General features: G+C 54.0%; 14 protein-coding genes. 5 read left to right on the top strand and 9 right to left on the bottom strand.

Features of this window, described 5'->3' with window-relative positions; all coding sequences use genetic code 11:
- Positions 1-125 precede the first annotated feature (125 nt).
- Positions 126-1,262, top strand: a complete 1,137-nt coding sequence (locus tag ACQE3Y_RS05605) for a L,D-transpeptidase family protein (RefSeq protein WP_426981047.1) — start codon at positions 126-128, stop codon at positions 1,260-1,262.
- Between the two features lie 43 nt (positions 1,263-1,305).
- Here the strand turns inward: ACQE3Y_RS05605 and ACQE3Y_RS05600 are convergent, their stop codons facing one another.
- Positions 1,306-2,007, bottom strand: coding sequence for a DUF481 domain-containing protein (locus ACQE3Y_RS05600; RefSeq protein WP_426974165.1), 702 nt, complete (start codon positions 2,005-2,007; stop codon positions 1,306-1,308).
- Between the two features lie 704 nt (positions 2,008-2,711).
- On the opposite strand from ACQE3Y_RS05600, the gene ACQE3Y_RS05595 reads away from it, so the two are divergent.
- Positions 2,712-4,310, top strand: a complete 1,599-nt coding sequence (locus ACQE3Y_RS05595; RefSeq protein WP_426974164.1) for an inorganic phosphate transporter — start codon at positions 2,712-2,714, stop codon at positions 4,308-4,310.
- On the opposite strand, the gene dusC is transcribed toward ACQE3Y_RS05595, so the two are convergent.
- The 3 genes from dusC to ACQE3Y_RS05580 form a co-directional block, all read right to left on the bottom strand.
- Positions 4,305-5,276, bottom strand: a complete 972-nt coding sequence (dusC, locus tag ACQE3Y_RS05590) for a tRNA dihydrouridine(16) synthase DusC (protein ID WP_426974163.1) — start codon at positions 5,274-5,276, stop codon at positions 4,305-4,307. The two genes, ACQE3Y_RS05595 and dusC, sit on opposite strands and share 6 nt — an antisense overlap.
- Before the next feature lie 172 nt (positions 5,277-5,448).
- The gene (gene rhlE / locus ACQE3Y_RS05585) at positions 5,449-6,981 is read right to left on the bottom strand and encodes an ATP-dependent RNA helicase RhlE (RefSeq protein ID WP_426981046.1); all 1,533 of its coding nucleotides are present in this window, start codon (positions 6,979-6,981) and stop codon (positions 5,449-5,451) included.
- Positions 6,982-7,218: 237 nt separating this feature from the next.
- A complete protein-coding gene (locus ACQE3Y_RS05580; RefSeq protein WP_250652182.1) occupies positions 7,219-7,611 on the bottom strand; it encodes a YbhQ family protein in 393 nt (130 codons plus the stop codon).
- A 177-nt stretch (positions 7,612-7,788) separates the two neighbouring features.
- Here ACQE3Y_RS05580 and ACQE3Y_RS05575 point away from each other — a divergent pair, with 177 nt between their 5' ends.
- The 3 genes from ACQE3Y_RS05575 to ACQE3Y_RS05565 are packed head-to-tail and all read left to right on the top strand — an operon-like array spanning position 7,789 to position 10,843.
- Positions 7,789-8,550 (top strand): endonuclease/exonuclease/phosphatase family protein, encoded by a 762-nt coding sequence (locus ACQE3Y_RS05575; RefSeq protein ID WP_426974161.1) that lies wholly within the window; start codon positions 7,789-7,791, stop codon positions 8,548-8,550.
- Entirely contained in the window at positions 8,547-9,791 is a 1,245-nt protein-coding gene (clsB, locus tag ACQE3Y_RS05570) for a cardiolipin synthase ClsB (RefSeq protein WP_426981045.1), read from the top strand. Before ACQE3Y_RS05575 ends, clsB begins: the two co-directional genes overlap by 4 nt.
- Entirely contained in the window at positions 9,791-10,843 is a 1,053-nt protein-coding gene (locus tag ACQE3Y_RS05565; protein ID WP_426974159.1) for a lysylphosphatidylglycerol synthase domain-containing protein, read from the top strand. Before clsB ends, ACQE3Y_RS05565 begins: the two co-directional genes overlap by 1 nt.
- A gap of 81 nt (positions 10,844-10,924) precedes the next feature.
- On the opposite strand, the gene chbG is transcribed toward ACQE3Y_RS05565, so the two are convergent.
- The 5 genes from chbG to chbC all read right to left on the bottom strand — a co-directional run bounded on the left by chbG (position 10,925) and on the right by chbC (position 15,780).
- A complete protein-coding gene (gene chbG, locus ACQE3Y_RS05560) occupies positions 10,925-11,686 on the bottom strand; it encodes a chitin disaccharide deacetylase (protein WP_426981044.1) in 762 nt (253 codons plus the stop codon).
- A 47-nt stretch (positions 11,687-11,733) separates the two neighbouring features.
- Positions 11,734-13,077, bottom strand: coding sequence for a 6-phospho-beta-glucosidase (locus ACQE3Y_RS05555; protein ID WP_426974157.1), 1,344 nt, complete (start codon positions 13,075-13,077; stop codon positions 11,734-11,736).
- 84 nt (positions 13,078-13,161) lie between these two features.
- Positions 13,162-14,001 (bottom strand): transcriptional regulator ChbR, encoded by an 840-nt coding sequence (chbR, locus tag ACQE3Y_RS05550; protein ID WP_426974156.1) that lies wholly within the window; start codon positions 13,999-14,001, stop codon positions 13,162-13,164.
- A 14-nt stretch (positions 14,002-14,015) separates the two neighbouring features.
- The gene (gene chbA, locus ACQE3Y_RS05545) at positions 14,016-14,363 is read right to left on the bottom strand and encodes a PTS N,N'-diacetylchitobiose transporter subunit IIA (protein WP_426981043.1); all 348 of its coding nucleotides are present in this window, start codon (positions 14,361-14,363) and stop codon (positions 14,016-14,018) included.
- A 58-nt stretch (positions 14,364-14,421) separates the two neighbouring features.
- Positions 14,422-15,780 carry a PTS N,N'-diacetylchitobiose transporter subunit IIC gene (chbC, locus tag ACQE3Y_RS05540; RefSeq protein ID WP_426981041.1) on the bottom strand — a complete coding sequence of 453 codons (1,359 nt, stop codon included), beginning with the start codon at positions 15,778-15,780 and terminating at the stop codon, positions 14,422-14,424.
- Positions 15,781-15,818: the final 38 nt, after the last annotated feature.

The raw sequence follows: 15,818 nt of genomic DNA, 5'->3' as shown, positions 1-15,818 counted from the left end.
GGTTACGAAAAATCCTGGTTCCACAATCAGAGGTTATGCACATATAATGTGCAGCCGGTCACAATGGCCGCACCTGGGTCGACTCTCTAACAAGCCATTTAATGGCATTAATCAATTGAAATAAGATGAAAAAGAGCATTCGCGCGATCGCTTCACTGGCAGTAGCACTGGTGGCATTTAGCCAGCAGGCGCTTGCTGTGGTTTATCCTCTGCCTCCGGCCAACAGCCGTTTGACGGGAGAAAACCTGGAAATTACCATCCCGCAGGACAGCAAACTTCCTCTGGAAGCTTTTGCTGCACAATATCAAATGGGCCTGAGCAATATGCTCGAAGCCAACCCCGGCGTTGACGTTTATCTGCCGCAGGCCGGTTCAAAACTGATTATTCCCCACCAGTTGATTCTGCCCGACGCGCCGCGTGAAGGGATTGTCATCAACAGCGCCGAAATGCGTCTCTATTATTACCCGAAAGGCACCAAAACCGTTGTCGTGCTGCCTATCGGCATTGGCGAACTGGGCAAGGATACCCCAGTAGACTGGACCACCACCGTGCAGCGCAAAAAAGCGGGCCCGACCTGGACGCCAACCAAAAAAATGCATGAAGAGTACGCCGCGCGCGGCGAGACGCTGCCTGAAGTGTTCCCGGCCGGTCCGGATAACCCGATGGGACTTTATGCGCTTTATATCGGTCGCCTCTATGCGATTCACGGCACCAACGCTAACTTCGGTATTGGCCTGCGCGTAAGCCACGGCTGCGTACGTCTGCGTGCTGACGATATTAAATGGCTGTTCGATAACGTGCCGGTTGGCACGCGCGTGCAGTTTATCGATCAGCCGGTTAAGGCGTCGGTAGAGCCGGATGGTTCGCGTTATGTTGAGATCCATAATCCGCTCTCCACTACTGAAGAGCAGTTTAAATCGCGTGCGCCGGTACCGATCACGTTAACGCCTGCGGTGAGCAAAATCTTGTCTGACGCCAGCGTAAACCAGACGATCGTCGATCAGGCGATGAGAGCGCGCTCCGGTATGCCGGTGAAGGTTAACGGATTAGCGGAAGAAGCGCCGGTTGAGCCAGTGGTTCCGCAAAATGCTGATACCCAGGCACCAAATCAGACGCTGCCGACCAATGCTGCCGAGCAAAACGGCAACCCTGCGCCGGTGGATCAGGCTCAGCCTGTAGCACCAGCTGGTCAGGTACCGCCTGCAGCGCCTGTGGATCAATCTCAGCCTGTAGCGCCTGCTGACGAAAATAGTGGTTCCTGAGCATAAAGCAGTATCAAAAAGGGCGATGATTATCGCCCTTTTTTTACCATTTATCCCAGAATTGATAGCCTGGCCCGGTGCCGATGAGCGCCTGATGCGCCAGATCTTCAACCCAGTCACGCTTATAGCTGGCGCGTCCCTGCCAGAAGAACTGTTCACGAAAGGTATAATCAATCGCATAGCGCAGGCTGTAATTATAGGTTTTGACGCTGGCGTCTTCTGTTTCGCGATTCCAGGTTGCGCCGGAATTATGCCGCCATTTACCCTGGCTAATTTTATTGTTGAAAGAGAAATGGGTATCCTGCGTTTCGGTCGATGCGTGTTTCAGGTTAATGCCTGCATCCACGTTGCCGCTCCAGTTAAGCCGCTCGCTTTTGACTTTCGCTTTCATAAAATCGTCGATACGGGAAACCGCGACCTTCTCTTCCTGCTGATTACTGCTGACCACCGTCAGCCAGCCCGCTTCAGCCGCCTCCAGTTTGACGCTATAACTCTCTCCAGTCTGACTATTGCGTAAAGTAACCAGGTTTTTACTGTTAAGCGTGCTGACTGCGCGCCAGTTTAGTGACAGCGTACCGCCCCAGTCGGTATCCATAATTAATTTTCCGTCTTCCAGCGAGCGTACGTTACCGCTAAGGCGATCGCCATTTTTTAGCCAAACGGTGTCGGCCATCGCTGCGCTGCACCACAGCGCAACCAGCCAGAGGGCAGGAAAAAGGAGGCGGGAAATGTTGAAATAGAGCATGGCCTGGTTTCTTAGATCCCTGACGGGCAAAGGAGTAAGCCTGGCAGCGAACCGGCAGCAGTAAAAGAGAAGATAATTCTGAAACCACTATTTACCGGCGCGGTGAACGTCACTTTCTCGTCGCTGGCGGGATGATAAATAACGCCATCTCGTTTGAATAATAATATGTCTTTTATTTTAAGGTTAATTATTAATTAGCACAAAATCAATTATCATTAAGCAGACATTAACCGTAAATAAAATTATCTATTTTTATCCTGTAGCCTACAAATAAACGGTTGACGGAAAATAAAACTTTATCAATAATCCTTTCATCACCTGGAAGGTGATAAATAAATATCTTCTTTCTTTTTTTTCACACCAGGGAATGTTATTCCTGCTCCGTCACGCAGCCCGCCACCGTTTATCTCGGCGGGCTGCGACTAATTGCCACTCTCTTTTTATCACCCTGATATGCTATTTCATCAGGCAGCACTGATTTATTCGCTAATCGTTATCTGAACAACAGATCATAACAATATGAAAGCGGCTTACTGTTATTAGGCCGCATTAATTTCTCCCTTGACGCTTTATCTCACTCTCTTTGCGGTTGTGGCTTGCCGTGCGCAGGGAATGTCTTTGCTGCCGGCCTTTCCATCACGTCATACTGTTGTCATATAAAAAGCGTATCACCACAGGAGCATTCCATAATTTTACGGTGTGATATGAGCGATTACAGCACCTTTGCCCGCTATACCTCACGCTTCCCCACGCTTTATCCGGCACGATCCGGTCGACAACAGCGTCTGCGAATGGCAATGGCTGGCCTGCTTTTGCTGGTAGCGATCGGCTGGATGATGGCACAGCTTGCGGCTGAGATGCGCGCCTCGGGCAACGTTTTTACTCCTGACCTGCTGCTGAGCGGCGCCCTGCTGTTGGCTCTGGGCTTTGTTTTTGTTAACGGCGTGCACGATACCGCCAATGCCGTTACGACAGTAATTTATACCGGTACGCTCTCCCCGGGGCGGGCAGTGCTGATTTCCGCCATTGCGAATATGTTGGGCGTGCTGCTGGCAAGCGGCGTGGTGGCCTGGGGCGTCATATCTCTGCTGCCAGCAGAGGGACTGCTGCAACTGGATGCCCGTCATGGCTACGCGCTGATTTATGCCCTGCTGCTGGCGGCGATTAGCTGGAATCTTGCCAGCTGGTATTTCGCTATCCCTTCCTCCTCTTCTCATGCGCTGCTGGGAGCGATGGTAGGCGTGGGCGGTGCCAGTAGCTTGCTGAACGGCAATGGCGCGTTGACCGGCATCGACTGGCATCAGGCTGGCTGGGCTGGCTGGGCGCTGCTGCTGTCGCCGGTGCTGGGTTTTGTCGCCGCCGGGCTGCTGCTGCTGGCAATGAAGGCGCTATTGCCGAATCGCCAGCTCACTCAGGCTGCCGATCTGCAACGCCCTCCTCCGCTCTGGCTGCGCGGCATGCTGCTGCTGACCAGCAGCGGCGTCTCTTTCGCGCACGGAGCCAACGACGGGCAGAAAGGTATGGGATTGATTATGGTCATCCTGCTGATCGCGCTGCCGGGCACGTTTGCCCTGAACCGCACTCTGCCGGAGCGCGAAATAGCCAGCTTAACCGTGCTGACCGCACAGGCGCAGGCGCAGCTGCCGCAGCGCAGCGATCTCACACTGCCGATGGCAGAAAGTGAACTGCAGCGCTATTTACAGCAGCAGCGCTGGCAGCAAGAGGTATTGCCAGCGCTGGGCAAAGTGACGGGCAGCCTGCATCAACAGCTGAGCGCCCTGACCCGCTTCGATCGGCTCTCAACAAGTGAGGCAACCCGCCTGCGCCTGCAAATGTCGCTGACCAGCAAAACCCTGCATCAGCTGGTAAACAGCCCTGTGCCGCTGACGCATAATGAGCGCGCACTGCTGACGGCGATGGCCGGACAGTTAAATCACGCCAGCAGCCTAATCCCCTGGTGGGTAAAAATCATGGTGGCGCTGGCGCTGGGATTGGGTACCTTGACCGGCTGGCAGCGCATCGCTATTACCATTGGCGAACGCACCGGTAAAGCGCCGCTTAGCGCAGCGCAGGGCGCCAGCAGCGAACTGGTCACCATGACAACATTAGGCGTGGCGGAGCAGTTTGGCCTGCCGGTTTCCACTACTCAGGTGCTGACCTGCGGCGTCGCAGGCAGCATGGTGGCGAATCGCAGCGCCCTGCAGTGGCAAACGCTGAAACGCATGGGCCTGGTATGGCTGCTGACATTACCGGCTTGCGCGCTAATGGCCGCGCTGTTTTATACGCTGCTGGTAATGCTATAACGCCTCGTTAAGTGATAAAGCCTCGGCCAGCTGGCACTGACGATCGATCGCCGCCGCGATCTCCGGGGAGTTTTTCAGGGTGCGGACGGTAGTAAACAGCATATCCGCCTGCGGATATGCTTTGCGCAGATAGCCCAGCCACTGTTTGATACGTGCCACATGGTACATCCCGGTATCGCCCTGCTTTTCCAGCCGGGTGTAGCGATGCAGCAGCGCCATCACCTGCGGCCAGGGCATCGGCGGCGCATTCTCTTTAATAACCCGGCTCAGGTTAGGCACGTTAAGCGCGCCACGACCAATCATTACCGCATCGCAGCCGGTTGTCGCCATACATGCCTGTGCACTTTGCCAGTCCCAGATTTCACCGTTGGCAATCACCGGGATCGATAAACGCTGACGGATTTCACCAATCGCCTGCCAGTTAATCGCCTCGGCACGGTAGCCATCCTCTTTGGTGCGCCCGTGCACCACCAGTTCGCTGGCGCCTGCCTGCTGTACCGCATCGGCAATTTCAAAACGTCGCTCGCCAGAGTCCCAGCCAAGACGCACCTTTACCGTTACCGGCAGCGTAGCGGGCACCGCTTCGCGCATTGCTTTAGCCGCGCGATAGATCAGCTCCGGATCTTTCAGCAGCGTAGCCCCGCCACCGCTGCCGTTCACCAGCTTCGAGGGGCAGCCACAGTTGAGATCGACGCCCCACGAACCCAGCTCTACCGCCCGCGCCGCGTTCTCCGCCAGCCACTGCGGATGCTGTCCCAACAGCTGAACTCTGACTAAGGTGCCGGAAGAGGTACGGCTTTGGTGCTGTAGCTCCGGGCAGAGACGCAGAAAAGATTTTACCGGCAGCAGCTGATCCACCACGCGTAAAAATTCGGTGATGCAAAGATCGTAATCATTCACTGAGGTCAGTAATTCGCGTACCAGAGAATCAAGTACGCCTTCCATCGGCGCCAGTAACACCCGCATGAGAAATACCTTTGACAAAATTGACGCGCAAGTTTACGCCTTTTGCCTGAAAGTGAGAATCACCCGGGCAGGCGTTTATTACAGAAGCGGATAAAAAAACAGCGGGAAGCTAACGCGGTATGCAGCAAAAAAAACGGCTACCGCAAGGGTAGCCGTTTTTAGCCAGGCGAAATTAACGATTGCCGGAAGGCTTATCGCTACGCGCCTGTGCCGGGCGCTGGCCGGAAGTGCGGCGCGGCTGATTGCCATCGCCGGAAAGACGGCGTGGATGGCTGCTGTCGCCGGAAGTGCGGCGCGGATTGCTGCCATCGCCAGAAGCGCGACGCGGCTGATTACCATCACGTTCGCCGGAAGCGCGGCGCGGATTGCTGCCATCGCCAGAGGCGCGACGCGGCTGATTGCCATCACGTTCGCCGGAAGCGCGACGCGGCTGACGATCCGCTGAAGCGGATTGACGCTGGCCTGAAGGCTGACGATCGCCGCCCTGAGCGCGACCGCCCTGGCTACGTCCACCGCCGCCGCCACGCTGCTGGCGGCCATTGAGGATCGGCTCCGCTTTAATGCTCGGATCCGGCTCAAAACCTGGCTGCGCCATACGTGGAATTTCACGCTTCAGTACACGCTCAATATCACGCAGCAGCTTGTGCTCATCCACACAGACCAGCGATATCGCTTCGCCGGTTGCGGCGGCGCGACCGGTACGACCGATGCGGTGCACATAATCTTCCGGCACGTTGGGCAGTTCATAGTTAACGACGTGCGGCAGCTCTTCAATATCCAGGCCGCGCGCGGCGATATCGGTCGCCACCAGCACACGAATCTGACCGCCTTTAAAGTCGCTCAGCGCACGAGTACGCGCGCCCTGGCTTTTATTACCATGGATCGCAGCGGCAGTAATGCCATCTTTATTCAACTGCTCGGCTAAATGGTTCGCGCCATGTTTGGTGCGGGTAAATACCAGCACCTGCTGCCAGTTGCCCTGGCCAATCATCAGCGACAGCAGTTCCCGCTTGCGTTTTTTATCAACAAAATGCACATGCTGAGTAATCTGTTCAGAAGCGGTATTGCGACGCGCAACTTCAACCTGGCTGGGGTTATCCAGCAGTTTTTCCGCCAGACCTTTAATTTCGTCGGAGAAGGTGGCGGAAAACAGCAGATTCTGACGTTTCGCCGGCAGGCGCGCCAGAACGCGGCGGATATCATGAATAAAGCCCATATCGAGCATGCGGTCCGCTTCATCCAGCACCAGGATTTCTACCTGTGACAGATCGACTGCATTTTGCTGCGCCAAATCGAGCAGACGGCCCGGCGTTGCCACCAGCACATCCACGCCGCCACGCAGTTTCAGCATCTGCGGGTTGATGCTGACGCCGCCAAATACCACCAGCGAGCGCAGACTCAGATATTTACTGTAGTCGCGTACGTTTTCGCCTACCTGCGCCGCCAGTTCACGCGTCGGGGTAAGAATTAATGCGCGTACCGGGCGACGGCTTTTCGCCGCCAGCGGTTTCGCGCTCAGACGCTGCAGAATAGGCAGCGTAAAGCCTGCCGTCTTGCCGGTGCCGGTTTGGGCACTGGCCATCAGGTCGCGACCTTCCAGTACCACCGGGATAGCCTGGCGCTGTACAGGGGTAGGCTCACGATAGCCTTGCTCGGCCACGGCACGCAAAATATCGGCGTTCAGGCCGAGAGAATCAAAGGACATAGGGGTTCAACTCCGGTTCCACCCTGACCGTCGTTAACGGTGCAGTTTCCAGGGGGGAGATCATGACGCTTGTTGAGCAAGCGGTTGAAAGGGCACAAACTACGGTGCGTAATGAGATCAGTGTAACAGTTTACACGTCGGGGCGATAGCGGCGTGGCGCTGTGGCGTCAAAAAGCGTGTGCGGCAGAAAAAACCAGGGCCGCACAAGGCGGCCCTGACAGCAGAAGAGCAGCAGGCTTAGCTACGTTTCTTTTCGATACGCGGCGGCGGCTCTTTCACCAGCAGCGAAACCAGCGCCGGTCCTGCCAGCATCACCAACCCCAGACAGGCCAGCAGCAGATTGTTATGCAGGATGCGTGAAACCAAAAACAGCAGCAGCATCGCCGCGCCGAAATAGTAGGTGGTGGTGATCTCTTCTAAAAAATCACCGGTGCGCCGCAGACGCGGTATACGCTGCGTCAGCAGCATAGCGATAAATACCGCAGCATAGGCGGCAACCAGTACGCTGCTCACTTCAACCAACGCCCGTTCCCGCCAGCCCCAAACCAGAGCCACAAGCATCACCAGATGCAAAGAAATGTGCAGACAGGGTTGGCCAGTGGCAATCTGTATACGGTTAAACCATTTCATTCTCTTCTCCTGATCGCGTTTAAATGCGATCCAAGTAGTCGGCAAAGCCAACGACGGATGTCCATAATGTAACGCAGTTTTCGGACAATGCCGCAAAACGCGGCGGAAGTCAGCGCCCTTTTGTGACAAAGACTACACTTTATCGGAAATCAAAATCAAAAGGAGAGCGCCCCCAGTATGTCACAAAAAGCGCAAGGATTTTCCTTTAAAGTCCTGACAATTAATACACATAAGGGTTTCACTACTTTCAACCGGCGCTTTATTTTACCTGAACTGCGCGAAGCAGTACGCGCGACGTCCGCTGATATCGTTTTTTTACAGGAGGTAATGGGTACGCACGCTGTGCATCCACTGCAGGTGGAAAACTGGCCGGACACCCCGCACTATGAGTTTCTCGCTGATACCATGTGGAACGATTTCGCTTACGGACGTAACGCTGTCTATCCTGAAGGGCATCACGGCAACGCAGTGCTTTCCCGCTTCCCAATCGTTGAGTATGAGAACCGCGATATTTCAGTAGCGGGCACCGAGAGGCGCGGCGTACTGCACTGTCAGTTACAGCTTCCTGACCGCGATCAGACGCTGCATGTTATGTGCGTTCACCTTGGTCTGCGCGATGCGCATCGCCATGCGCAAATGAAGATGATGTGCGAGATGATCGCCGCCCTGCCCTCCGATGCGCCGCTGGTGGTGGCAGGTGATTTTAATGACTGGCAAATGCGCGCCAATAAAATGTTAAAACGTTGCGCCAATCTTGATGAGGTATTCAGCCGTAAGCACGGACGCCCGGCGCGCACTTTCCCGGCGCGTTTTCCGCTGTTGCGCCTCGATCGTATTTATGTGCGTAACGCCGCAACCAGTCATCCCTGGGCATTACCTGTGCGGCCCTGGTCTCATCTTTCCGATCATGCGCCGCTGGCTGTGGAGATTCACTTATGACAATGAACTGGCGCGATGGTAACCGTATCCAGTTACTGGAAAACGGTGAACAGTTTTTCCCACGCGTATTTGGGGCGATTCAGCGCGCAAAGCAAAGTGTGCTGCTGGAAACCTTTATTCTGTTTGAGGATAACGTTGGCAAGGCGCTGCATCGCGAACTGCTGGCTGCCGCGAAGCGCGGCGTAAAAATCGAGCTGATGGTTGATGGCTACGGTTCACCCGATCTGTCGGATGAGTTTATTTCCAGCCTTACCTCTGCTGGCGTGCGCTTTCTCTATTATGACCCTCGCCCGCTGGTGATGGGCATGCGCACCAATGTCTTCCGTCGGCTGCACCGTAAAATTGTGGTTGTCGACGGCGTTATCGCCTTTGTCGGCGGCATTAACTTTTCCGCCGAGCACAACACCGATTTCGGTCCGGAAGCCAAGCAGGATTACGCCGTTGAGGTTAAAGGGCCGATTGTCGACGATATCGGTGCTTTTGTGGCGGAGGCTTTTGGCAGCGAAGCGAATACGCGTCGCTGGTGGGGGCAACGCTCTCATCGCCCGGCGCGCAACCAGAAGCCCGGCGATGCGCAGGCGCTGTTTGTTTTTCGCGATAATGATAAACATCGCGACGATATTGAACAGCACTATATGGAGATGCTCAGCAACGCTAAACAGGATGTGATTATCGCCAACGCCTACTTTTTCCCCGGCTATCGCCTGCTGCGCGAGATGAAAAATGCCGCCCAGCGCGGCGTGCGCGTGCGTCTGATCGTACAGGGCGAACCCGATATGCCGATTGTTAAAGTAGGCGCGGAGCTGCTGTATAACTACCTGGTAGGAGGCGGCGTGGAGGTGTATGAATATATTCGCCGTCCGCTACACGGAAAGGTAGCGGTACAGGATCAACAGTGGGCCACGGTCGGCTCCAGTAATCTCGATCCGCTTAGCCTGTCGCTGAATCTGGAAGCAAATTTGATTATTCATGATCGACAGTTTAACCAGACGCTGCGCGATAATCTGGAGCAGCTGTTACAGAAAGACTGTGTGCGCGTACGGGAAGATAAACTACCGAAGCGCACCTGGCTGCAGCTGACTAAAAGCGTGATTGTTTTCCACTTCCTGCGCCATTTCCCTGCTATTGCCGGCTGGTTGCCTGCCCATACGCCTAAAGTAAAGCAGGTACCGCCGCCGGTTCAGCCGGAACTGGAAACCCAGGATCGCGTTGATAGCGAAAAACAAGGGGTAAAATCCTGATGTCAAAAGCCCATCCCAAATGGAAGCTGGCCAAAAAAATCCTCACCTGGCTGTTCTTTATTGCGGTTATTGTACTGCTGGGAGTCTATGCCGGCAAAGTAGACTGGGAAGATGTCTGGAAAGTGATCGTCAACTATAACCGCATAGCGGTTCTCAGCGCGGTGGGTCTGGTGATCCTGAGTTATCTCGCTTACGGCGGCTATGATCTGATTGGCCGCGCCTACTGCGGTCATAAGCTGGCCAAACGTCAGGTGATGCTGGTGTCGTTTATCTGTTACGCCTTTAACCTGACGCTAAGTACCTGGGTGGGCGGCGTTGCGATGCGCTATCGGCTTTACTCCCGGCTGGGGCTGAGCGGCAGCACTATCACCCGTATTTTTTCTCTCAGTATCGCCACCAACTGGCTCGGCTATATCCTGCTGGCGGGAATTATTTTTACCGCCGGTATGGTGCCGGTACCGCCCGGCTGGTTTATTGGCGAAGGGACGCTGCGGTTGATCGGCGGTATTCTGGCGCTGCTGGTTCTTGCCTACCTGGGCGCCTGCGCCTTTTCTAAACGACGTCGCTGGACAGTCAAAGGGCAAAAACTGGCGTTGCCTTCGCTGCGTATGGCGCTGTTTCAGTTTGCTATCTCCAGCGCTAACTGGATGGTCATGGGGGCAATCATCTGGCTGCTGCTGGGACAGGAAGTGAATTATCCGGTAGTGCTGGGCGTGTTACTGATCAGCAGTATCGCCGGGGTGATAGTCCATATCCCGGCCGGTATCGGCGTGCTGGAAGCGGTATTTCTGGCGTTGCTGCGTGATGAGCATACTGGTCATGGGCAGATTATCGCCGCCCTGCTCGCCTATCGCGTGCTCTACTTTATCCTGCCGCTGCTACTGGCACTGGTGCTTTACCTGTGGCTGGAAAGCCGGGCGAAACATCTGCGGGTAAAAAACGAGCGAAAAATGCAGCAGCAAGATAACGAGCAACCGGCGGAACAGGATAAGCACCAGGAACGACACGAAACGGACGACAGGCTAAACTCGCACAGCAAACTCACACAGTAACCATATCACCCGGCATCACGCTGATGATGCCGGGTTTGAGCTACATGCGCAGACAGCACGCCTTTCCGCTAAAAACGGCAGCTATAGATCCCTGAATGTTCCCAGCCGATAACCCCGTTCGGCAATCGCATATTTCAACGATGCTGACGTAAGCACATCAAGTTCATCCAGCCGTGGCCAACAATAACTGCTGGTAAGAAGCGGGCGATCGATAAAGGCGGGATGACACATAACCTCAAGAGATTGCACCCCGCGTGCCTGCGCCCTATCCAGCGTCTCCAGCAGTAACGCTTCCGTAATCGCCTCCCCGTAAAAGTCAGTGGCGAAATCCTGCGTGCTTTTTGCGCCCTGAAGCTTAATGCCATGCGCGGTTATCTCGCGACGATCGATGCGTATCGCTACTCCCTTCTCTTTCGCGAACGCTTCGACGATAGGAAAGATTTGCGGGATCATATGGACATGGTGATGGCTGTCGATGTGGGTCGGCGCATAACCAAACAAGGCGATAAAGCGTGCAAACTGCCTGGCCAGTTCTTGCTGGATCTCTTCCAGCGGCAAGGTATCCGTCTGTGCTCTTTGCCAGATCCTTTTATCAAGTTCGCCCTGCGCATTGACTAATTTCGGCATCGCTGAAAGCGGCTTCCCCAGCGTTAAGACAAAGTGCATGCCCACGGCCAGTTCAGGATGGAGCATGCTTAAGGCTGCGGCATGCTCTGCGCCTGCCGCATTCATCATGGCGGTCGTGGAGGTCACAATGCCGTCGCGGTATGCCTCGATGATGCCGTAATTTTGCGCTCTGCTAAGGCCAAAATCATCGGCGTTTACGATCAACAATTTATCCATAATTCTCCCTTTGAGAACGCCTCGCCGAAGCAGGCGCCGATACCGGGTTATTTCAGCTGAGCTATCGCCTGGGCAAATTCAGGCAGATAGGCCTGATGCGCCAGCAGCATATCGCGCGCCAGGCTTTCCGCATCCTTATCGGAGTGAATCAACGGATTCAGGTTCAGCGCCAGCAGCACATCATTAAATTCACCGCTCAGCGCCGCCCTGCTGGCCGCCACCTCAAAGCTCTTGATGGTATAAATCAGCCCGAGGACGTTCTCATCAAAATGTTTGATGCGTGAGGTGGGCGTGGCACCGTCGCGCCCGATGGTACAGGTCATTTCAATCGCCCAGTCGGCTGGAATGTTATCGATATGGCCCTTATGCGGGAAGTTGACGTAATGTTCGGTTTGCTTGTTGTTATAGATGGCGCTTATCACTTCGCATGCCGCATCGGAGTAATAAGCCCCGCCGCGCAGCTCAAGCTCTTTGGGTTTCGTGTCTAACTCAGGATTTTTATACAGCTCGAAAAGCTGCTTCTCAACCTGTTGCACCACCGTTGCGCGCGCGCCGCCCTTGTAGAACTCGGCCGTCTCAATAGCCAGCATCTCTTTTTGCCTGAAGTAGTAAAGCAGATAGGAACAGGGGATCAGCTTCAGCGAGCGGATTAACCCGGCGCTGAACGGCAAATCAAAAATGTTTTTTACGCCGCTGGCCTTCAGCGTTCCGCAAGCCACGCCTTCCAGCAGTTCAGCAAAACGCGAGGTGCCGTTAACCAGAACATCTTTGATAAACACCATATGGTTTAGGCCAAAGAGATCGATCGACAGGTTATCCTGCGGCGCTACCTGCAGCACGTTGCGGATAAACATTTTCATCCCAACCGGGATATTGCATACGCCAAGAAATCGTTTAAAGCCGGTATGGCGAAACACCGCTTCGGTTACCATGCCTGCCGGATTGGTAAAGTTGATGATCCACGCCTGCGGACAAATCTCCTCTACATCTTTGATGATGTCGAAAATCACCGGAATGGTGCGCAGCCCTTTGAATAACCCGCCAGCCCCGTTGGTTTCTTGTCCCAGATAGCCATAGCTGAGCGGAATACGCTCATCCAGTTCGCGCGCTTTTAATTGCCCTACGCGTAGCTGCGTGGTAACAAAATCAGCATTAACCAACGCGGCGCGACGGTCGAGGGTTTTATAGAGCGTAATCGGCACGCCGGCACGTTTAATCATGCGCAGGCAGAGATCGAATATAATATCCTGCTTCTCTTTACCCGCCTCAACATCCACCAGCCATAACTCGCTAACGGGTAATTCATCGTAGCGCTTAATAAAACCTTCCAGTAATTCCGGGGTATAACTGCTGCCTCCGCCAATGGTGACGACTTTCACTTTTTTGCTCATAGGAACTCCTGTACAGTGGCGCGGCACTGCAAATTAAATCAGCAAATAAATATTTGAATCCAGCCTGAGACGGTTAGCGCCAGGCTAATTCATACGGCACAGCTGTTTTCGGTAATGCTTCGGCGTAAAAGAGGTTAGCCGTTTGAAATTTTTAATAAACAGGCTTGGGCTGCTATATCCAGACTCAAAAGCGATATCCGTTACCGAGTAGTTGGTTATTTCAAGTTGTTTTTTCGCAAAGTCGATACGTATCTCATTAATGATTTGCATTGGCGTCTTGCCATAATAACGCTGTGTGGCGCGATTTAAATACTCCTGCGACTTTCCGGAGATCGCTACCATATTTGCCAGCGCATTATCGCCGAACCAGGCTTTATCATGCATTTTCTCAACCGTGGTCTCCAGCCAGGGTGGAATATGCGTTATCGCTTCCGTTTCGCGGTAATGCCGCAGTCGGTTGACAATATAAAAGGTTACCATCTCCAGAAACTCATTAAATTCGCCGTTTCTGAAGTTGAGCGAAGAAACCATGGTTTCGATATAGTTAAGAAACTCGCTTTTGATCTGATAAACCTGCGAAGCGACAAAATGAGGCGGCAGCAGGCGCAAATAGTGGCGATCGAAAAAGGCCTTGCTGATGCCGACATTTAATATTCTGGCAGCGCCAAACTCATAGAAGCTTTGGTGGTTTGAACCCAACGGAATAAAAACAAAGTCGCCCCGCTCTAACAGCACTCTTTTGCCGTTTATCTCCTGATAATAACGTCCGGTAAGCACCACGGTGAATTCATAATAGTCATGCTCATGCAGCCCGGAGATGCTTTCGGTTTTGTTGTAGATAAACACATGAAAATTTTGGCCGTCAAACAGTTGGCTTTCATGCGCCGTTTTAATCTCCATGCTCAATACCCGTGGCTGCATCATTGTGACTCCACACGTTATTTTATTTTTTCATGCAGCTCAATGAGTTCCGTCACAAGCTCACGCGCCAGCATTGAGGTCATCAGATGGTCCTGCGCATGCACCAGGATCAGGCTAAGGTGGGTTTTACCGGTGCCCTGATCCTCTTCAATCAGCCGGGTTTGTATGCGGTGCGCCTCATTTAGCGCCAGATGGGACGATGTCATCAGCGCCTGCGCCTGTGCAAAGTTTCCCGCTTTTGCCTGTTTCAGGGCGGCGTAGGCCTGACTGCGGGCCTGCCCGGCGTTGATGATTAACCCCATCACCACCTCTTCCAGCTCCTCGGTTTGCTGTGCGGCTTCAGCCTGATTATCCAGATTAAACATGTTTACCTCGCAACATTAAGGGAGTTAACGCGGGCTGAAAGGGTTTCAGCCCCGGTAATCAAAATTTCAACGCCTTAGCGATATCTTCTTCGCTCTCTTGCTGGGCAATAGCGCTGTTGGCTTTGTTGGAAATCACCACGAAAGGCAGATAGATCAGCGTGGCGATGCACAGGTTGAACAGCGCCAGCAGCAGAGCCGCAATACTTCCGTTAGTATTAAAGAAGGCGCCAAGGCCGGTTGGCATGGTCCAGGGCGCGATATTGGTAATGGGCGGAATGATCCCTAAGTAATATGCAGCCAGCGTTATCGCCGCCAGCACGGGCTGGACCAACATAAAGGGGATAAACATCACCGGGTTCATGATAATCGGCAGGCCGAAAAGCACGGGCTCGTTGATCTGGAAGATGCCGGAAGGAAGCGCCAGTTTTGCCACCTGACGATGATCGGCACGTCGCGAGCCGATAAGAATAGCGATAATCAAGCCCAGCGTGGCGCCGGTGCCGCCAAGAAAAATATAGGAATCGAGCATGGGTTTGGCCCAGACATGAAAGGTTTTACCAGCAGCCAGCGCCGCCTCGACCGAACCATATTGGGTGTAGATGGCGACATTCTCCAGCGCCCACGGGGTCATAATACCGCTGTCCAGCGCCGCCAGCGCCAGCGAGCCATGCACGCCAAAGAACCACAGCAGCGAGGTGAAGATAACGTAGGTCCAGCCAACCACCGCGCCCATTGAGGCCAATGGCGTAGAGATGGAGTCGATAATAATTTGATGGAAATTGCTGCCGGATAGTGCCAGCACCCACGAAACAATGCCGAAAACAGAGAGGATAATAAAACCGGGAATCAACGCCGAGAATGAACGGGATACGGATTCAGGTACGCTTTCCGGTAGCGTAATCACCCAGTTGCGCCGGATAATAAAGGCAAACATTTCAGCCGTAATCAAACCAATGACAATGCCGGAAATAATATTAGCGCCGCCCAGCCAGTTTGCCCCAACGGCATAGGCGTCCCCTGCGTTATAGGGTGTGACGGTCATAAAGGCGGCTACGGCCAGCACGCCTGCCGCCAGCATATCAACTTTACGCTCTTCCGCCAGCGCGCCGCCGATAAAAAAAGGCGCCATTAACGACATAATTCCCAGCGTGCCGTTATAAACGTTGCCGCCGATGCTTTTTAATCCATTTAGCGTTTCAATGGTTGCCGGATCCAGGCGAATTCCCAGGGAATAAAAAAATGAGCCTGCGCCAAAGCTCAGAAATACGTTATTAATAAGGACAAACATCGCCCCGACCAGGGTCAGCGGCATCAGTTTAATAAATCCGTTTTTAATGGCGTTAACGTGCGGCTGCTTCCCCAGTTTTATGGCGCAGGGAAGCAGCACCCTTTCAAGTGAATCAATGAGTTTACTCATTTTATTTTCCTTTTATGCCGCCAGTCTGGCGGCCAGGC

Source organism: Pantoea sp. FN0305, from assembly GCF_050113845.1.
Lineage (GTDB): Bacteria > Pseudomonadota > Gammaproteobacteria > Enterobacterales > Enterobacteriaceae > Mixta > Mixta alhagi.
The sequence above is the reverse complement of the archived record's forward strand: the minus strand, read 5'-3'. Positions and strand labels throughout refer to the sequence as shown.